The following is a 21,384-nucleotide window of genomic DNA, read 5'->3' on the forward strand; positions in this document are numbered from 1 at the left end:
ATGAACAAGACATCTGTACTTCTGACAATTACACTTTGCCTGTTAAGCATTTCGGCGATTGCACAGAAGCGTATTTTTATGATCGGTGACTCCACTATGGCCGATAAAGTTTTATTTAAAACAGTTACCGACAGCATATCGAGTGATTCCATATGTGAACCTTTTCCTGAAAAGGGATGGGGACAACTTCTTCCGGCCTTTTTCAATGATAATGTTGAAATAAAGAATTATGCAAAAAACGGCCGTAGTTCGCGTTCTTTTATTGCCGAAGGCCTGTGGTGGCAAGTCATAGATAATATAAGTAAAGGAGATTATCTGATTATACAGTTCGGACATAATGATGCTTCTATAGAGAAGAAAGAACGTTATACGACTCCGGAGGAATATGTGAAAAACTTTACAATGTTTGTAGAAAAAGCCAAAGCTAAAGGAGCAAAACCGATCATCTGCACATCGGTGGTAAGACGAAGATTCGATAAGAGTGGAGCATTCCGGGATTCGCATGGTGAATATCTCGATTTAGCACGGGGTGTAGCCAAAAAGGAAAAGATACCGATGATAGATATGTATGAAAAGAGTAAAGCTTTAATCACCGGGTTAGGTGACGAAAGCTCCAGGCCATTATTTCTGCATTTGAAGCCGGGAGAAAACAGAAACTTCCCGAAAGGAAACACCGATAATACACACTTCAACGAAAAAGGAGCTACAGCAATGGCAGCCTTGTTTGTAGAAGGGCTTAAAGAACAAAATATAGAGGATTTAGTTAAAGAGTTAAAGTAATGAATGTAACAAAAAAAACGATTATAGGCTTTTTGTTTTGCATTATACCTCTTGGTATTTCGGCGCAAGACTATGTATCTAAGGTATGGATATCTGACTTAGGAAATGGTAACTACAAGAATCCGGTTTTATATGCTGATTATTCCGATCCCGACGCCTGCCGTGTAGGAGATGATTATTATATGACTGCCTCCAGCTTCAACTGTATACCGGGGCTACCGGTTCTGCATTCAAAAGATTTGGTAAACTGGACTATTATCGGTTATGCTATAAATAAGATGCCCAAAGATGCTTCGTTCGGAAAAGGCGTGAATCATGGAGGTAGTGTATGGGCTCCGGCTATCCGCTATCATAAAGGCGAATTTTATATTTACTACGGCGATCCCGATTTAGGGATATTTATGACTAAAGCCAAAGACCCGGCAGGAGAATGGGAACCATTAACATTAGTAAAAGAAGGTAAAGGATTAATCGACGCCTGTCCTCTATTCGACGATGACGGACAAGTATATCTGGCGCATGCCTATGCAGGAAGCCGCGCAGGAATAAAGAGCCTGCTGGCCGTTACCCGCCTGACACCCGACGGCAAAAAGGCAGTAGGTGAATCGAAGATAATATATGACGGACACGATATAGACCCCACAATAGAAGGCCCTAAGTTCTATAAAAGGAATGGCTATTATTATATATTCGCCCCTGCGGGGGGTGTTGCTACCGGATGGCAATTAGCCATGCGTTCGGGAGATATATTCGGCCCATATGAAAGAAAGGTAGTAATGGATCAGGGTAAAACTGTAATAAACGGACCGCATCAGGGTGCATGGATAGACACGAAAACAGGCGAAGACTGGTTCCTTCATTTTCAGGATGTAGGAGCATTCGGACGCGTTATGCATCTGCAACCGATGATATGGAAAAATGACTGGCCTGTAATTGGCGAAGATAAGGATGGCGACGGCTGCGGCAACCCGGTACTGACTTATAAAAAGCCAAATGTAGGACAAGCATATCCGGTTGCCACTCCTCCCGAGAGCGATGAATTTAACTCAAACACACTAGGCTTACAATGGCAATGGCATGCCAACCCTCAGTCATGGTGGTATTTCACCAATCAGGAAAAAGGCTGTCTTAGCCTGTATTCGGTTCCGGTAGCTGATGACTATAAGAGCCTGTGGGATGTGCCGAACCTGCTGTTGCAAAAAACACCAGCTCCTGCTTTTATTGCAACGATGAAACTTACATTCAGGCCAGATGCACGCTTCTATGGCGAACGTACAGGACTGGTAGTGATGGGAATAGATTATGGACTACTCTCCTTTGAGAACACAGAAAATGGCTTCATCCTATCGCAGAATGAATGCATAAATGCTGAGAAAGGGAATAAAGAGGTTGTCAATGAGTCCATTACGATGAAAGATTCTACAATATACCTGAGAGTGAAGGTCGTAGCCGATGCTACCTGCATCTTTAGCTACAGTACCGATAACAAGAGATATACAGACTTGGGTAAAAGCTTTAAAGCAAAAGAAGGTAAATGGATTGGATCAAAAATCGGTACATTCTGTACACGCCCTGTTCTAAAGAATGATGGAGGGCGTGTCGATATAGATTGGTTCAGGATTACTGAATAAATGTTCTTTAGTTCAGATTGTTTTTAGGTTTTATTGGGAGGTGGAGGCAACTACTACTCATTGCCTCTCCCTCCTTGTATAAATGGCTTTTAAAACTCTGATATCTCACTCAATTCGGTCTTGAATCCCTTTACATCCGATAATACATACGGCTCTACACCTTTGGCTACTTTAGCCCGGTAGTTAACCAAACGGCAACCATCCACATCTTTCATCCAAATGGAAGGACGGTAATCCGGCGTCATAAGATCTACCTGCACATTATTGAGTTCTATATTACGTGCATGGCGGATAAAGAAGCCCGACGCAGGTATGGTTCCGAACATCCAGGGTTCAGGATATAAGCCCTCGTTTTCGGGAGGAGTAAGCTTCGCATCCTCCGCCGTGCCGCCACCCTTATATAATATGCGGATATCCGACAGGGTCACATCTTCGATATGATAATCAGGCACACCGCTAATAATAGAGGCATAGCGCGAATCGGCATTATAGACATTGACATTACTGATCGTTATCCTCGACATGCGCCCCATAGGAGTACCTTTCGGACTTCTCATACGCGAGCCCAGACGAAGAAAGATAGGAGCGTTCACTATATCCCGCATTGTAATATTGCTGATAACGATATCCTCCAGAAAGCCTCCGTCCACTGTTTCGAGGGCAAGACCACGGCAACGTTCGAATACACAATTGGATATGCTGATATTCCTGAATCCCCCACTCGACTCGGTGCCCAATTTTATACGTCCGGTTACATACCCCTGATCCGGGGCTTGTGGCTCATCCCGCCGGAATGTACCGTCTATTAGCGAACCCTTGTCGTATCCGCTTACATAGCAATTAGTTATGGTTATATTCTCCGTATCCCGGAAAAATCCTAAGCCATAGCTGCTTTTCAGTACGATAGCGTCATCCCACGGTGAATTTACCGAACAATCCGATATACGGACATTGCGGCAGCAATCTATATCGAAGCCATCCCTGTTTGTATCCACTTTTACATTGTGGATGGTCATATTATCCACGCCTGTAGCCAATAGCGCAAAATGTCCGCAGTTGACCATCGTCACGTCTTTAAGGATTACATTGCGGCATAGTTTCAAGCTCAACGCCTTATTCCCCACTCCGGGCAGCCGGCTTTCTTCGCGGGTAAGCCCGCGTCCGTCTATCATACCCTGACCGCAAACTGTTATGTTCCCGAGTTCTATCCCCCATATCAGGCTATTCTTCCAATGACTATGGCCGAAATCCTGAAAGCGGTTATGTTCATTATCCTCTGCGAGATCGTATCCTGATGCTTCTCCGGGATAAGCGGCCAATAATACAGACCCGGCATCCAGATAAAGCGTTATATTACTTTGCAGACGAACTGAATAACTCAGGTATGTACCTGCCGGAAAGAATATTGTTCCTCCCCCGTTCCTTGCGGCATCTTCAATAACCCGGTTTATAGCCGGCGAATCTATTTGTATGCCATCGCCCTTTGCCCCGTAATCTTTTACATTATAAAAAACGGATGCATTCAAATTCAAATAACTGAAAATCAACAATATAAAAAATACATATTTCATAATATTCATTCTAACGGCATTAAACGGAATGTCCGCAATTCGGAAGCATTCCCGTACATTGTATGATGTCTCGATAGATTCCAGAATCCATCTTTCTCTTTTCCCTGACTATTATCATAATCAATAACAGCCCAGCAAAGGCCGATCAGTTTATCCTCCCACAATTCGGAAGCGACCGAATGATCCACTCCTTTGGGTGAAGCATAATCGAACGGAGTTATATAAAACTCAAGTATAAGCTTACCGCTTTCGCCCTCTTTGAAATTATAGTTGTATGCATAACCGGAATAAGGTTTCTCCCTGAGCCACTGCTGTGGGCCCCAATACATACACCAATCACCATTTTTGGCCGGGGTGTATATATGATAATTCTGAGCATGCCGCCCGTGAAACAACAGCCAGGCATCTTCTTTACTTACATCCCGGAACGGATAAAACTTATCGATAAAGGGACCACCCGACCGGTCGCCGTCTATTACAACTTCAAATATATCGACCATAAGATCGTCACGCATAAAAGACCAGTAATCATCATAAACTTCGTAGAGAAAGTATAGCCTGTTCTGACCCTGCACCCATCCTACTTTCACTTTTATATCCAGATTCGCCTTATCAGGCCGGCTGTGCTTCCCTTCGTCCTCGGTCATAGATTCCATGCCTATAGTATAGCTATCGGGCACAATATCCCAGTCATCGGTGTTTCCGTCTATCCGTGGAATTTTGTCTGACGGGAAACAAAATACACTGAACACCGTATCGGTCTGCCCCCATAGAGGACTGATAAACACATATTGTATGAAGAGTATAAATACAGCAATACTCTTTTTCATATCATTCACTAATTATACCGGCCGTCTCTTTCCGGAAGAGTGCGGGCAACATATAATGATTATAATCAGCCTTTTCGTTTTGCCTGTATATACAGAAATACTCCTTCTGTCCGCTTTTCAGAGGCAAAACAGCCGCTAAAGCCGGAGCATCCGTCTTTTTCCCCGATTCGAAGAAAGAGAGTGGAGACTGTTGCATATAGGCATCCGACAAACGGATTTCGGAAGAAACCGGCATGACAGCATTGATCGTTTTCAACTTCATACTTTGCCCATAATACAAAGTAAAGGCTGTGCACTCCACACTGAACACATTATACTTACAGTAAACCGGCCTTAAACTACCATTACCTGTCTTTTCCAATACTTCTCCATAAGCTCCTCCGTACGACCAGAACAGGAAAATATCATCCGGTATTTTTACAGCGGAGACCTCTATGATAAGTCCGTTCGAAGAACTCAACGCGACCGCATTTACAGTAATTTCTCCTCCTTTCAATACCGGATCGGAAAGCCTGTATGTCAATTGCCTGCCGGACTGCTTTACATTTTTTACTTTGAAATCTCCCAGCCATATACTGCTCTGCCCTTGTACAATCCCGAACTTTAAATTTCCCGCCATTTCGGGTAAAAGGAAGGAAAATTCGGGATGTGCGGCGCCTTTTATTTTCGCCTCTTTATTTACTCCATTCAAGGTATAAGGAAAATCCGTTTCTATAGCCACAACACCTGACGGGAAATGAACATTTTCACTATTTTTGATTATAACAGGCTCCCGGTTCTTTGCTTTTATATTTATATTGTCAAATTTCCAGTCTCTTGCATATCTGACATCGCCTATCCTGTCTACATTGGCATCTATATCACTGAAGTTGAAATTCTTCATCAGAGAAGTCTCACTCCCTTCCACACTCATAAACGTTTTCGAATTCCGTACCTTAAAACCGGATAGATATATATCTTTGAAGTAGGGCATCCCTTTGTCCGGTTCCACTTCTTCAAGCATTTTCCTCCAGTGTTCAGGTATTTCTTTGTTTGCATATTCTTTGGGCAAAGTAGAATAACTATATGATGGATTCCAGTTCATTGTCGCTTCAAACACCGTTCTCACATTATCCATTTCTACATTCCTTATATAGATATGCTCGGTAGTGCCACCCCTGTTCATCGCTGATTTAAGGCGGATACCTACCGTTGTCCCCTTCGCTTTCAAGCCTTCGGCAAGCACGTGACGGATACCGCCCGAAGTCTCACTGCCGCATGTCAGTAATCCTCCGCCTGCACGCGATATACAATTGCGTATCACGATATATTCGGTAGGACGGTTTACCCGTAGACCATCGGCATCACGCCCCGATTTGAGACAAAAATTATCATCATTACAATCTATATCGCAGTTTTCTACTAATATATAGGATGATGAATCTATATCCACCCCATCCGTACTCGGCCCATGCCCTCCCACGTTGTTTTGGATAATAACCCCGTCTACAGTGCAATAAGACGAATAGAGAATCTGTATAGTCCAGAATCCCGCCTGACGAAAAGTAAGTCCCTTTACCGTTACATCCGACGATTCGGAAACCAAAAGTGTACGCGGACGTTTACAATCGTAATCCACAATCCACCTTAACCCCTTAGCTTCGTAATCCTTACGCATCGACCAGTAGGAATCCCAAAATACTTTACCTTGTGCATGTACCACACCTTCTCCGCTCACCATCACGTTTTTTTGTCCCAGAATATTTATTAACGCCGATGGCCACTGCATCTCTATCCCCGCAACCCGTGTATCCATCTCGGGATAATCTTTCAGATCGGTACTGCCGAGTAGAGTGGTACGCTTAGGAATAATAAAATGAACTCCTTCTTTCAGATAAACAGAGCCTGTAAGATATTTTCCCGGAGAAAAGGTAACAGTTCCGCCACCATTTCCGGCACATTCGTCGATGGCCTTCTGAATAGCTTTTGTATTCATTGCAATACCATCGCCCACCGCACCATAGTCGGTTACATTATACGACCTGTTATTTTTCGGTAAATTTCTCGCACCCGTTTTCCCTACCCAGTTCAATTCGGGGATACGGCTCGCATAAGTCATGCAAGTCACATATAAACAGATTATTAAAATAAAAAAACGGATACTATTTATCATAATTATATTTATTAGCCCCCTAGCCCCCATAGGGGGAACTTTTAATACAGCTGTATTCTCTTTGTGGCTTCCCAAAAGGAGCAGCGCTAAAAAGGTAACACATGTAACAACTTTTACAGTGAACAGTTAACAACTCGTAAGATGTAAAAAACCTTTGCGCCTTTACCTCTTTGCGTGAAACAAAATAAACAGGCTGCCTTTTCCGTAACTTGTAACTGCCCTAGGGCGAAGTAACTCGTAACTTGTTAAAAAGTAACAAAGGTAACAACCTTTACAGTTAACAGTGAACAGTCATCAGTTAACAACTTGTATCTCGTATCTTGTTTACTCGTAACTCGTAACTTGTAACTGTTAAAAGGTAACAAAGGTAACACATATTACATATTTTAAAACCTGTAACCTTTCACTCATTATCAACACTTTGACAACACTGTATAGATAAAATTGTTACTTTCCGATCACATTATTTTTTCCGGCTCTGAGACTTTGCCAGTTTCATCATTTCTATACCCGTATCGATGATAAGCCCCAGTCCATGCTTTTCGTTCTCGCCCACCGGACGGTTGTAATAGAAAGGCAAATCGTCGGTGATTCCCGTACCGACACATACATTCCTAAAATGCCCGTCTGCTGTTATCTGCTTTTCTTTCAAGGCCTTCCATGCAATCTGGGCTATAGCGGTATAAGCCGGATCTATCCATTTATTGTTTACAGCCTTAGCAATACCATAGATATACATGGCTGTAACAGATGACTCGTCATACGATTCAGGCTTATCCAGCAACTGATTCCACATGCCATTTGCATTCTGGTATCGGGATGCACCGACAATCTGTTTTTCAAGCAGGGCTATAAGTTCCCCACGCCTCGGGTGAGTATCCGGCATTACATCCAGAAGCATCACTAAGGAGACAGTTATCCAACCGTTCGCCCGTCCCCAGAATGCCACACCATTGCGTTTCATATCAGTATAATAGCAATGGTAAAACAGTTGCTTTTCGGAGCACCACAGGTAACCGGCAATATTGATAATCTGGCGTGCTGCCTCATCATAGTATTTCGCTTCCCCTGTCATCTTTGCCATTTGCGACAAAAAGGAGACACTCATATAAACGTCGTCGGCCCAGACCGTCATCTCACGGGGAAATGTCCGGCAAAGCGTACCGTCCGATAAGCGTACCTGCCCATTCATTATATGATCGGCTGCCGTTTCTATATATGTCTTATATTCCGCTCTCTTATCCAGCATATATACATCAATCACCGCCGCGCCCATTGCCCCGCAATCATCCAGTTCCTTTGTATTCCATAATTGTCCGAAAGGCCAGTGCCAATGTTTCCGGTCGTTACGGAATGTATTTTTAAAATATCCGTAATTGGCAAAGCCAAAAGCGACATGATTTTTCGCATAGTCCGTATATTTCGGCTCATTGAGGTATTCACCCAGATGCATCATGCTCATATCCAGCACTCCATTGGAATAATGCCACTCTGTAAGCGGACTTTTAAACCTGACGTCTTCACCTTTTGGTATCTCCTTTGTACTGTTGTATGTAACTCCGGTGGTGACTCCTACAAACTGTGTCACAGGTTGTTTCAATATATTGTCGGCGACAGCCCTTATACATTCTTCATCGGTACGTTGTTGTCCGAATACCGGGATTGATAATAAAGAGAATACTCCGAGAATGATTGATGCAGTTCGTTTCATATAATTATAAAAGTTTTTATTTCAAGATTTTATGTATCTGTCAATTTTGTTCTATTCCATATCAGTTACCGTCCGGTTTTACTATCGAAGAGAATGGAGTGGCCGGAATACCGAATTTATCAGGGTCATCGGGATGAGCCGGATCGAAAGGCCTGACATCTTTTCTGATGTATTTTTTTACAGGCAGGTTATTATCGATCATGCCTTTTAGTATGCACCTGGCTATTTCGGTTCCTCCATAAGGATTGAAATGTGTATTATCAGCCAGCGGTTCTTTCTGATTCGGGAAAGTACCTGCGGGATAATAGACAAAAGCTCGTTTTGACCCTTCCACGCCCCATGCTTCATATAATGTCGCACTCATATTATTGAGGTCGATGAGTGTAATATTTTCTTCTTTTGCCAATTGCCTTACAGCGTCGGGATAATCGCCATGCGTATTTTTCACTTTCCCGTTATCATCAAAGAAGCGGCGGTGCATAGATGTTACCAATACGGGAATCGCTCCTTTTTCGCGGGTCTTACTAGCAAGATATTTCAAATCGCTTTTATAACTTGTATAGGGGCCTTTCCCCTCTCCTTTCTGTTTCTGGTCGTTATGCCCGAACTCGATGAACAGGTAATCGCCTTTTCTCATTTTAGAAAGGAGTTTGGCAAATCTTTTTGAGGTAACGAATGTATTGGCCGCTTCACCCGATTCTGCATAATTGGCTATCGCAATATCAGAGGTAAAGAATCCCGGGAAAATCTGCCCCCAACCGCACCACGGCTCTTCGGCTTCATCCACCACCGTAGAATTTCCTGCAAGGAATATGGTCGGAATATTATCAGCCTTTTCTATTTCTATCTTTGCTACCGCCGGATTCTTCCCGTTAAACTCCAACGTAAGTTTATCGTCCCAAATAAGTTTTCCTGTTTCACGCTTCTTTATCCGCACCGAATCCGTATCTCCGATTTTTGTATTACGAATATTCACGGCAAAAGTATGAGCCGAATATTTACCCTTTGAGGTTTTGATATTGGCAAGCATCAGCCTGCGCGACTCGGCTTTCACGGTTGTGTTGCTTTCACCTTTATCGCTGCCTAATACAACCGTTACCTTATAATTGCCTTCGGGTACATCTACGGAAAAGAAAAATGGATTCCCGTCTATCGGATTTGTATTCAAATCATAACCGTATACCGGATTTTCGCCATAGATAGTATTCGACGGCACAGATGTATAACCTTTTACAGGTTTATCCGTAAAGTTGAATTTATAAGCCGTCTGCTGTCCGAGGACAGTTATCGAACTTAAAAGAAGCAGAAAGATGTAACAGGTTTTTCTCATTTGATATACTGTTTAATCCATATGAAAAACTTCCTGCAACGGAATGGATACGGGCGAGTTATCCGGATTCGTATCCATAATATCAGCCATATGAGCCCACCATTTCTGCACAATCGGATTACCGCCTAAGTCCTGAGAGGAACTATCGCCATCAATAACCTGATAACCAAACAATAGATTCGTTTCCTTATCCCAGAAAATCGTATAATCGGATACACCCGTATCTTTGAGTAATTGCTTCAGTTCCGGCCAGATAGCGTTGTGTCTTTTCTCATACTCTGCTTCGAATCCCGGTTTCAAATACATTTTAAAAGCTTGTCTTTTCATGATATGTTATTATTTCAATATATACTGGTTCAAAGAAAAACCATTCAGACTTTGTAAGCCTTCTATTACCGACTGCCCGTTTATGATAGCCCCGTCGTATGTTGTATGCACACTGTCAACGAACAGTTGCTTTCCTTTTTCTTCACCCATGGCATCGCATTTATCAGCCGTGCGATCATTGAGGTCGATAAATTCCACACCTTCCTGCCGGGCCACTTCTTTTGCCCATTTGGTATATGTTTCGGTCATACGGTTCATTTTTCCGTTTGTCCATCTGTTGCCGGGTGTAGGGGACAGCACAACCGGTATGGCTCCGACCGCTTTTGCCTGACGGATATAGATACGCAGATAGTGACCAAAAGTGAACACTTCTTCGGGGCCGCCGTTACGTTCCATTATTACCACCTGAGACTCATCCCCCGTACCATTGAGTGAAGCACGCGCACGCCCTGTATTCAGAGGGCCTCCATCGTTATGTCCGAACTGTATAAACAGATAATCGCCTTTTCGGATACCCGGCAATACCTTATTCCAGAGATCTTCGGTAAAGAATGTCCGGCTACTGCGTCCGCCTAATGCATGATTTTCTACTGATATACGTGTTGTATCGAAAAATTGCTGAAAGAAGCTTCCCCAGCCCCACTGACCGCCGTCACCTTTCCCCCGGCCATTCTTTACGGTAGAGTCGCCGATGAGGAATATCACCGGTGCTTTATCGTTTACCCGTGAGCTGCCTGAGGCGACCGCATCGGGACGTGTAGTATCTTCTATCCCGAATATAGGGGACTTGGTTGTCTGTGGAGAAGTATAATATTGTATGGCACTGTCATTCATGCGCGGGTAGAATTTTTTCAACAGGTTTATCATTTCCGCTCCTGCCAGTAATACAGGCCCGTAACCATGCGCCGCATATACATTCACCGGACGGTAGTAATAGAATGCCGGATCAAATGCCATGCCTGTACCTACACAAGTACCTTCTACCTCTCCGGCATTGTTTATCTTGGTAGAAACCGCGTTCCAGCCCAGTTGCACCACCGGACCATAAGCCAGAGGATCTATCCAGCCTTTGTTTATGGCACGGGCGATACAATATACATATATCGCTGTAGCCGAAGTCTCCGGATACGAATCGTTTCTATCCAGCAACTGATGCCAGAATCCTTCTCCCGACTGATACGAAGCTATTCCTTTGATATGCGCACGCAGTTGTTCCAGTATGCGTTGCCGTTCAGGATGGTTTTCGGGTAATACATCCAGTACTTCAGTCATAGTCAGCACAGCCCATCCGTTGGCACGTCCCCAGAAAAACGCAGGATGGTCTGTCATAGACTCTACCCAGCCATGCATATACAATCCTTTTTCTTTCACAAACATACGTTCCGAGAATTGTTTGATTTGCTTCACCGCTTCATTATAATATTTGGCGTCTCCCGTCAGTTTTCCCATTTGTACTATCGCAGGGATACTCATATACATGTCGTCGAGCCAGAGCGTGTTCATTTGCGGGCGCTTACGGGCAAATGTGCCGTCGCTCAGGCGGTATTCCTTATACATGATGTAGTTCATATAGTTGTCTATAATACTTCTCAGCTCATAGTCAGGTTTGTCCTGTTGCAGCTTTATCATCGCGGCGCACATAGCGCCTGCGTCATCGAGCGCATGAGGAGTAAGCATCTGTTTCATCTGCGGGTCGATAACCCCGTAATCGTTCATCAGTCTTTTGAAATGAGGAGCGGCATCCGACAGTAATCTGAATCTGTCGTCCACATACTTATAATATGCCTTATCGCCGGTAGCCTTCGCCACTTCAAGCATTCCGGAGTAGGTTACCCCCCATTCATAACTCGCAAGGCGGAAATTACCCCGTTCCAGAATCGCATTTTTGTCCACTTTGGATAAGTCGGTAATTACCTTATGGCTATCTTTATCTACAACCCGTGCCGGAGTAGTTTCATCCAGATATTTCAGAACTCTGTCCAAGGATGCTTTTATATCCTTTTCGGTCAGTTCCCTGTATGGAGTATTATAATCGGGAGTCAAAAGATGTAATGGCGTATTGAAATCATTTACTTTCTCCTGCTTCTTTTGAGCAAATGAAATGAAACAATTAAATAATAATACGCCCAATATAAATATGTTCTTTTTCATGAGATTTTTTATTACAAATAAAGCTTTTTCTACAGATAGAGAGTATGTAAAATCATTCAAATAGATAGAAATATGGTTCTATTCCTACTTATTTACGGCTTGATTTATATTTACGATCATCAAACTTAACTTCTTTCCATCGGTAAGATAACCGGACTGAATCAATATCCGGGTATTATCCGGACTGAACGACGGATGTGTATGATCCGGCTTCATCCGGTGATTTGCAGTTAACAACTTCCTTTCTCCGGTCATACTGTTTATAAGATAAACTTCCCCTTCGAAATTATCCGATGCTCCCCACTTTCCATCCGAAGTACCTCCGCAATGCCAGAATCCGGAGCCGTAATCGAGTTGTCCGAGTAGCTGAACTTCATCTGTGCGGACATTAATGCGAAATAAGCCGGTCGGTCTTTTGCGCAAACGGGGTAAATGTCCCATCACATTGAAATATACATGATCCCTGTCTACCCATGTTTCGTGTGTTACCCAATCGTCAGCATCTTCTACAAATAGGGGACGGTTATCCGAACCATCCGCTTTTGTAATCCACATGCGCTGCGGAGCATCCCCCCCTGTTTCCTGACAATATAGGATTTCTCCTGCCAGAAAAGGATTTGCCTGTACATGTCCCATTGTAAAAGGTACATCTATGACTGTGGATATATCTCCCGTTTTCAGGTCAATTGCCCTTATACCGGAAGGTACCTGTGCTATACGGAACTCATTATCATCTTCTGCTTTTTCTACTTTTGCACCAATAAGCCGTACGCCAACATATGCTTTCGTTTCACCGGCATCGAGTGTAAAACCACCAGACTCCGCTAAGTGGGAAGGCAATACTGCAATGGCACGCTCGTAGGCTTCTTTTTGCTTTATCGTATTTCTGTAGCTATCATTAAGTAATGAATCGAGATTTAGCTCTATCAGTGTTTTTACATTATTCTCCGTTCTGAAATAATATAATTTATTGGAAAGACGCGCCACATTCAGACTGCCTGTACCTGTACCCTCACCATCTGTCAGTTGGATAATCTCCCCGGTCGCTTCCGACACGGCAAACGCCTGTGAATGCTTATCTGCCGAACGGTCGGAAGACCTGAAAACGATATACCTCCCATCCGAAGTCCATTGCGGATGCGTCGGATATAATTTAGCATCACTATACGTACCGTTTGTAAGTGCCGTTATTGTATATCCGGTACGGGTATCTACCATCACAAATTTCTCAGAAGGAAAACGCTTGCCGATATCCGAAGCCCGGGTAAAAAGGGACAGGCAAAGGAGTACTATTAAGATTGTGGTATATCTATTCATCATTTAAATGTTATATAAACATAGTCCTTAAACTCGTATCCGCGATAAGTCACAGTCAGTTCAACTCTTGTTTTCTTACCTGCAGGGATATCTTTTGTTGTTATTTTTCTTATTCTCTCGTTTCCTCCTACCGACCAGCTATATGAATCATAATCCATCCCGGCATCCAGTTCTACATAATCTTTATCTACAACAATATCCTTTACGGGAAAACATTTGCCCAAATCGGCTCCGAAATAAAACCCGGATTGGGCAGGCTGGTTATAAGCCACATTCTGAGTAGCGATGCTAATCCTGTAAACAGGGTCCTCGAGGAACGAATGGAACCTATAACCGGTATCATTTGTAGATACATATAATCTCAGATTCTTATTGTCTTTTGTCCTGAAAAGCACCTCTTCACGCCAATCACCGATAATATCGCCTTGCAGGCACGGAGTAGCTTTCGTTCCATTATTGGAAAGGCATTCATCGGCAGAGAAAATGACCTTAGAGATCTTGTTTTTATAATCGTACTTTGTAATACTTACTTTATCCAACAACTCTCTCAGCAGGTCTCCATCCCACCAGCAAGCCATATTTACCGATACATTTTCTATAGAAGGATTAATACATTGTCCGTCCACATTGTAAATCCCATTACTGAAATGCGACCACATCTCCACTCCGGTATGCTCAGGGTCAATATCGGCAGCCATACAGCGCCCGACATCCTCTGATGCTTTTATCTGGAAAAGAACTTCCCCTGTTGCAGCATCACGGTAACTGGAACCATCGCGCCTGTTTTCGTGGCAATCCCAAACCTGCATTCCTTTTCTGCGGGGATCGAACACAGTCATATGCATCGCATCGCCATGCCCCATCTGTGTGCTATACAGGCCTGTTCCATCATGATCTATCGCACAAGAACCATATATAATCTCATCGCATCCGTCCCCGTCGACATCTCCTACCCTAAGGTTGTGATTGCCCTGCCCGGCATATTTCCCGTTTCCGGGCTGATCGGAGTCAAACACCCAGCGGTTTGTCAGCTTGCCCTTTCGCCAGTCAAAGGCAGCCAGCACTGTGCGTGTATAATATCCACGACACATAACCACACTCGGGTACTCTCCATCGAGATAAGCGACACAAGCAAGGAAACGGTCTACCCGATTGCCTCTGGTATCGCCCCATGCACTTACATCTCCTCTCTGCGGAATATAATCGATTGTAGACATTGCTTCGCCTGTTTGCCCATTGAAGACTGTAAGATATTCAGGCCCTTCTATTATAAAACCGTATTTATTTCGGTAGTCGGCATCAGCCTTACCTATGATATTTCCTTTTCCGTCGACAGTCCCGTCAGCTGTTTTCATAACAATCTCGGCCTTACCGTCATTGTCCAGATCGTAGACCATAAATTGTGTATAATGCGCGCCTGCACGGATATTCTGTCCGAGGTCTATGCGCCATAATTTTTCACCGCTCAACTTGTAGCAGTCTATATATACATTTCCGGTATAACCGTTATGTGAGTTGTCATGGGCATTTGAAGGGTCCCACTTCAATATAACTTCATATTCTCCGTCGCCATCGACATCTCCTACCGAAGCATCATTGGGTGCATAGGTATATGTTTGTCCGTCGGGAGTTATGCCCGACGAGGGTATGTCCAATGGAATATTTAAGCAGCCAACAGGTGCATCAGCCGGTAATGTGTAAGATTGTTCGTCAATCTCTGTCTCTCTTAATATTTGTTTTAACTGGTAGGTAAGCGCCCCATCCGGTTGTATCTTGTCCTCAAAGTATGTTTTACCCGAAACAGGTTCTGAATTTATCTTTTTCCCGTTTCTGTATATATTAAAAGAAGCGTCTGAAGCATCCGATGAAAGATAACGCCAACTTATAGAATTTGTATTGCTATTCTTCTTTACCGCAACGAGTCCTCTCCCTAACTTCTCCCTCTTGAGCCTGGAATAGTTATAATTGGGTTGGGAGATAATATGTGTGGTAATAAGTAATAATAGGGAAAGTAATAGGTTGTACTTCATACTACTGAATTTTTATTTTATAAATGAGGGTGTGTCAAAAGGGGCACAGTACTATCAATGTGCTACCCTCTTTGTCATTGGCTCCGCTTCGCTCTGCCGAACGTTGTTTCTGAGTGTAACGAAGGATCTCGACCCAGAGAAACGAGATGTTTCACTCCGTTCAACATGACAACCAACGGTCACAGGAGCGTAGCGTATGTAAATAGAAAGTGAAAAATACTTTTGACACACCCTCATTTAAAGATATTCTTAGAAAACAGGCAGATTAATTACCATTCGGGATTTTGCATAGCCTGCTTTTCTCCTGCGGATAAAGATTGTCCGTTTTTAGTTACAGCATCGAGGAAAGTTTGTGGCAATGGACGAAGGTAGTGCTTACTTGCCTTAAAAGCCGAACCTGTAATAACCGAACCGTCATTAAATGCTTCAAACCGTTTTTCAAGCTGTTTGCTACGAGCCAAGTCTGGCCAACGATGTAATTCACCCATCAATTCACGAGAACGCTCATTCATGATAAAGACCATAAACTTCTCGGCATCTGAACTTGCATTCAGAACATCATAAAATTCTTTTGTGGAATTAAATATATCACTTACCGACGCAAACTGCATCACACTCTTTGTAGGAGCTGTCGTCTCCGGCATATTATTATTAGATTCGTAGTATGTATTTGTCTCCGAGTACACTGCAAATCCGGTACCACTCCCGTGTCCTGCCGAATTCTTCTTATAAGCCTGTCCTCCGTCGACATTTTTATTACGCACTTCCCCATCAGCATATCCGGCTCTCTCACGTAGCTTATTGATATACGGAAGAGCTTCACTGTATTTACCCTGACGGCCATAAGCCTCCGCAACCATCAGATAATCCTCTGCCGAACGGGCCAGTATACCATCGCGGCATCCGAACTGATCTGCAACTGTAGTACGCGAACCATCACGGAATTTACTTAATGCGACATAACGTGATTTAGTCGCATATGTACCACTGTTGCCATGTTCGCCGATGTATAATTTTGACTCACCTTTAAAGTAGCGGACAAACATATAAGGGGCATAATAATTAAGGTTGTCTGAAGTATAACGGGTATCTCCTGCATCGTTAACTATATAGCGGACCGCTTCTTCTCCTCCGGTAAATCTAGGATCATCTGCCGTTTTTCCGGCAGGGGCGTAACTACCCCACTTAGGTGCCGCCGAAGGGTTATTGCAACGATATGATGTTATATAACTTTTCCAAAAACGTGAATCATTCACCCTGTCATATACATCAAGGGCATATTCGGTTGTACGCAAACGGGAAAATTCACGGTCACCCGATATATCCCTCTTCAAACCCACAAGATTCTGATAAAGAGATGGATAATACAAATGTACCTGATTACCATAACGACCTTTAGATGAGGCATCATTTGAAAACTGGGCGGCTAATACAACTTCCGTTACTTTTTCATTTGCACCGTTAGGCTCCTGATAATTCCATAAATCAACAAAATCATTACATAAAGGATGAGCGGTAATAACCTCCTTTGAAAATTTTATAACATCGTCTAAGTCCTGAGTTTTATAACCACTATTCCAGGAGTCGTTTAATTCACTCGCCCGGAATAAACAAGCTTTGGCAATAAAATGAGCTGCCGCCCATTTTGTTAAACGGCCTGTTTGGCTGACGCTTGGAGGTAATAAATTGTACGCTTCTTTCAAATCGGATATTACAAGATTGTATGTATCTTCAATACTGCCACGTTCAAAATCGGTCGTTGCACCTATGACAGGTTCCTTCAATAAAGGCACTCCTCCGAATTGACAAACTAAACGGAAATAGTTGAATCCCCTCATAAAATACCCTTCTCCCAAACGGGTATTATAATTAGCGCTATTCGAATCATAATACAGAGGAACATTCTTTATCAATATATTAGCCGAAGATATGCCGGAATACATATTATCCCATAGTTCGGGCATTCCATTTGCCCTGCTGGGATCAAAAGCCGATGTATAACTATTGTAAGGTTCCTGAATCCCGTCATTTGCCACAGCCATCTCGTCTGTCCCGTATTGCCAGAGGGTATAGACCCATTCATAGTTGAAATGAAACTCAAGATTTTGATAGAGGCCGATAGACAGCTTGTCAAGACCTTCCTGTGTTTCGAAAGACTGCGTACTTTCTGTTGTTATCAATTTCTCATTGAGAAAATCAGCGCTACAAGACGAAAGGCCAAATATTGAGGATGCAATTATCAACCCCGTATATAATATTTTATATTTATTATTCATAATAAGCATTTATTAAAATCCGACATTAATACCAAAAACAAAACTACGGTTGAATGTAGACCCACCTAAGTCCGGATCGATAAAGTCTATCTTTGAATAAATGAGGCCCGGATTCATACATTGTGCATAAAGCTTAAGATTATTAATACCTAAAGATTTGGTTATTTTCGGAGAGAAGTTATATCCTAATGAGATATTTCTCAATTTGACGAACGAACCGTCGCGATAACTCATCGAAGCTTTGTATGTATCACCATTCTCTCCACCTACACCTGGAGCATAATATTCAGCACTTTCATTCACTCCTTCAATCCAGTAGTCGAGTTTGCGCATAGCAAAACGTCCGGAAAGAGTTTCCTCTCCTGTACGAACAGTAAACCCAAAACGCCCGTATAAGAAGAACGATAGTTCCCAGTTTTTATAAGTAAATGTATTCAGTAGGCCTCCGGACCAGTCAGGGCGAGCTTTACCTACAATTTGCCTGTCATTATTAGCATCTATATTTCCGTCTCCATTAAGATCCCTGACTTTCAACTGTCCCGGTTCACGGCCATATTTTGCAGCTTCTTCTTTTTCGCTGGTTTTCCACACACCATCGTAGACATAGTCATAATACGAGCCTATAGATTCTCCGACAAACCATCCGTTGGCTATATCCTGAGTTTTTCCATCCGCCAACTCTGTAATCTTATTTTTATCAGCAGAGAACGTAATAGACGAAGTCCATCCAAAATCTTTTGTTTGTATATTAGTTGTATTTAAAGTGATATCAATCCCTTTATTTTCAGTCTTTCCTACATTTGCCCAGGTTCTCAAATAGCCGGTCAGAGAAGGTAAACTTTTTGTCATCAACAGGTCTGAGGTTTTCGATTTATATAAATCGATAGAGCCTCCTATACGTCCTTTCAGGAAAGAGAAGTCTAAACCCAGATTATATTGGGTAGTCTTTTCCCATCCCAATTCCGGATTTGCCATTACTACCGGATCTTTTGCAGAAGGGTCTGATGCGACCATACCATTTACCGTAACGTCTCCGAAATGGTAATAGTTAGGAGCAATAGCACCTTTTGTCGCATATGCATCAATTGCCGAGTTTCCTGTAATACCCACACCTAAACGAAGTTTAAGCAAGTTGATCCAACTCATCTCTTTCAGAAATTCTTCCTGCTCTGCTCTCCAACCCAAAGCTGCAGATGGAAAGAAATCCCATTTATGCCCCTCTGCCAATTGAGACGCTCCGTCCCAACGCCCGGAAGCCGTAAGAAGATATTTATCTGAAAATGCATAATTCATACGAACCATATATGATTGGAGAGATGTTTCTGTGAGATACGTTCCATAGCTTTGGATATCGCTTTTCGAAGCAATGTTATACCAGAGTTCCTGTGATGAATTAACATAGCTTCTCATATTTGAACCTTCCAGATGATAGGCTGATGCACTTTGCAATAAAGTAAGACCTAAATTATGCTTGCCAATAGTCTTGTCGTAATACAACAGATTGTCCAGAGTCCATGAGCGTTTGGTTTCAGTATTGTACTGAGCCAGATTTTTCCCATCCCCATTTATAGATTCAGCCGGATCGGCTATACCTGTACGACCATAACGGAAATCGGGTCCGAACTGGAAACGGTACCGCAGTCCGTCCAATACCTCTGCCATCTTTCCCATATTCAATTCGGCATAAAAACTACCGAAAGCACGAAGATTCTGCCGTTGATTGTTACAATATTCAGCCTCTCTTATCGGGTTGATGATATTTACGTCTCCTCCCGGATTTCGGATATATCCCCCATTATCATCATAAGGTACAGTCCAGGGTAGCATACCTTGCAAAGCAAAATAGAGATTGGATGCACCCGTTGTACTCTTGCGAAAGTTATAACCATACTCCTGGTCTCCCCATGTGACATTCATGCTACCCCCTAACTTGAACCAATCGTTCGCTTGCATATCCACACTCGTTTTTGCAGTATATCTTTGATAACGTTGTCCCGGTTGCGTGCCGTCCTGATTTAAATATCCAAAGGAGAAATAAGCCTGCATTTTATCAGAACCTCCGCTGGCACTAAGTGTATGCTCGTGAGTAAAAGCCGTTTGAAGACCTGCGTCTGTCCAATCATAAGTAGGGACAAGGCTCCCATCCCAAGAACCGCCGGCCCATCCTTTTTTGAATTGAGCCCATGCATAAGGATCTTGTCCATATACCTTTTCATCATTCTCCATCGAAATAGTTGTAGATCCATTATATGTGCCTGCTTTTATCTTTGCCGCACGGCTATAATCAATCCATTCCTGAGAATTCATCATTTCCAGTCGGTCATGCATATTTTCCACGGAAAAAGTTCCTGAATAATTTATTGAGACTTTACCAGTCTTACCTCTCTTCGTTGTAACAAGAATTACCCCATTGGCACCTCTTGATCCATAAATAGCTGCTGCCGAGGCATCTTTAAGAACATCTACCGACTCTATATCGCCCGGATTTAAATTTTCAATACCTAATCCCTGTAATGGAATACCATCCACTACATATAAAGGGCCATTAGTCGCATTGATAGAACGTTCACCACGTACACGTATAGAGCCTACTTCTCCCGGACGTTCATTAGAAGTTATATCTACTCCGGCTAGTTTTCCCTGCATAGCTTGTAAAACATTTTGCACAGGCATAGCTTTCATTTCTTTCTCACCAACTCTCACCATAGCTCCGGTCACATCACTTTTCTTCTGAACTCCATATCCAACAACGATTACTTCATCCAGCATCTGTGTATCTTCGTGAAGCACAATTTTAATGTGTGTTTGTGATCCTACCGTAATATTCTGCTCAATATAGCCGATGAGCTTTATATTGAGTACATCCTGGGCACCTGCCACAACAGAAAAATTTCCGTCATGATCTGTTACCGTTCCTTTTGTTGATCCTTTTACTGTTATTACAGCTCCGATTACACCATCTCCCAAATCATCGACAACTGTACCGGTTACAGTCTTTGTCTGCGCAAAAACTAATGTCGACATAAAAACGAGAATCAATGTCAACATACCTCTGGCTCTTAAAAGCCGTTTTCCATGGTAATTCCTCATAAATATTAATTTAAAATGGTAATTGAGTTTCGTGTGTTTAAATTCTTTTTGCTTTAGATTCTAAAAATTACAACACCAGGTTTTTCATATTTCGATTTACAGCAGCAAAACTAAGATTAACATATTTTCAGAAAAATGTATTTTTGTTCATAGTTATGGAAATTCATTTTTGCTATTACAAAACATAC

13 protein-coding genes and 1 pseudogene are annotated in these 21,384 nt (G+C 42.8%); 2 read left to right on the top strand and 12 right to left on the bottom strand.

Translation table 11 applies throughout. From position 1 onward, the window contains the following. Together B3317_RS16115 and B3317_RS16120 are read left to right on the top strand one after the other, a co-directional pair. On the top strand, window positions 1–780 hold the full coding sequence (locus B3317_RS16115; protein WP_291113459.1) for a rhamnogalacturonan acetylesterase: 780 nt from the start codon (window positions 1–3) through the stop codon (window positions 778–780). Beyond that, complete coding sequence (locus B3317_RS16120; RefSeq protein ID WP_291113461.1) at window positions 780–2,411, top strand: glycoside hydrolase 43 family protein; 1,632 nt, start codon at window positions 780–782, stop codon at window positions 2,409–2,411. The genes B3317_RS16115 and B3317_RS16120 overlap by 1 nt, the downstream gene beginning before the upstream one ends. Window positions 2,412–2,500: 89 nt before the next feature. Here the strand turns inward: B3317_RS16120 and B3317_RS16125 are convergent, their stop codons facing one another. The 12 genes and pseudogenes from B3317_RS16125 to B3317_RS16180 all read right to left on the bottom strand — a co-directional run bounded on the left by B3317_RS16125 (window position 2,501) and on the right by B3317_RS16180 (window position 21,196). Continuing rightward, window positions 2,501–3,982, bottom strand: coding sequence for a rhamnogalacturonidase (locus B3317_RS16125; RefSeq protein ID WP_291113462.1), 1,482 nt, complete (start codon window positions 3,980–3,982; stop codon window positions 2,501–2,503). Between the two features lie 5 nt (window positions 3,983–3,987). Continuing rightward, window positions 3,988–4,812 carry a hypothetical protein gene (locus tag B3317_RS16130; protein WP_291113464.1) on the bottom strand — a complete coding sequence of 275 codons (825 nt, stop codon included), beginning with the start codon at window positions 4,810–4,812 and terminating at the stop codon, window positions 3,988–3,990. 1 nt (window position 4,813) lies between these two features. Beyond that, window positions 4,814–6,910, bottom strand: a complete 2,097-nt coding sequence (locus B3317_RS16135) for a DUF4450 domain-containing protein (protein ID WP_291113466.1) — start codon at window positions 6,908–6,910, stop codon at window positions 4,814–4,816. 517 nt (window positions 6,911–7,427) lie between these two features. Beyond that, window positions 7,428–8,675, bottom strand: a complete 1,248-nt coding sequence (locus B3317_RS16140; RefSeq protein ID WP_291113468.1) for a glycoside hydrolase family 88/105 protein — start codon at window positions 8,673–8,675, stop codon at window positions 7,428–7,430. A 61-nt stretch (window positions 8,676–8,736) separates the two neighbouring features. Beyond that, window positions 8,737–10,005 carry a rhamnogalacturonan acetylesterase gene (locus B3317_RS16145; RefSeq protein WP_291113470.1) on the bottom strand — a complete coding sequence of 423 codons (1,269 nt, stop codon included), beginning with the start codon at window positions 10,003–10,005 and terminating at the stop codon, window positions 8,737–8,739. Between the two features lie 12 nt (window positions 10,006–10,017). After that, window positions 10,018–10,332 (bottom strand): L-rhamnose mutarotase, encoded by a 315-nt coding sequence (gene rhaM, locus B3317_RS16150; RefSeq protein WP_291113472.1) that lies wholly within the window; start codon window positions 10,330–10,332, stop codon window positions 10,018–10,020. A gap of 9 nt (window positions 10,333–10,341) precedes the next feature. Further along, entirely contained in the window at window positions 10,342–11,037 is a 696-nt protein-coding gene (locus B3317_RS16155) for a rhamnogalacturonan acetylesterase (RefSeq protein ID WP_379997743.1), read from the bottom strand. Between the two features lie 57 nt (window positions 11,038–11,094). Continuing rightward, window positions 11,095–12,483 (bottom strand): annotated as a pseudogene (locus B3317_RS16160) (glycoside hydrolase family 88/105 protein); the annotation flags it as partial. 84 nt (window positions 12,484–12,567) lie between these two features. Then, complete coding sequence (locus B3317_RS16165) at window positions 12,568–13,803, bottom strand: oligogalacturonate lyase family protein (protein ID WP_291113474.1); 1,236 nt, start codon at window positions 13,801–13,803, stop codon at window positions 12,568–12,570. Beyond that, window positions 13,800–15,830 (bottom strand): rhamnogalacturonan lyase, encoded by a 2,031-nt coding sequence (locus B3317_RS16170; RefSeq protein WP_291113476.1) that lies wholly within the window; start codon window positions 15,828–15,830, stop codon window positions 13,800–13,802. The genes B3317_RS16165 and B3317_RS16170 overlap by 4 nt, the downstream gene beginning before the upstream one ends. Window positions 15,831–16,099: 269 nt before the next feature. After that, window positions 16,100–18,106 (bottom strand): RagB/SusD family nutrient uptake outer membrane protein, encoded by a 2,007-nt coding sequence (locus tag B3317_RS16175; RefSeq protein ID WP_291113478.1) that lies wholly within the window; start codon window positions 18,104–18,106, stop codon window positions 16,100–16,102. A 12-nt stretch (window positions 18,107–18,118) separates the two neighbouring features. Beyond that, entirely contained in the window at window positions 18,119–21,196 is a 3,078-nt protein-coding gene (locus B3317_RS16180) for a SusC/RagA family TonB-linked outer membrane protein (protein ID WP_414647514.1), read from the bottom strand. Window positions 21,197–21,384: the final 188 nt, after the last annotated feature.

Origin of the sequence: Dysgonomonas sp. UBA7710 (assembly GCF_002482385.1) — a bacterium.
Lineage (GTDB): Bacteria > Bacteroidota > Bacteroidia > Bacteroidales > Dysgonomonadaceae > Dysgonomonas.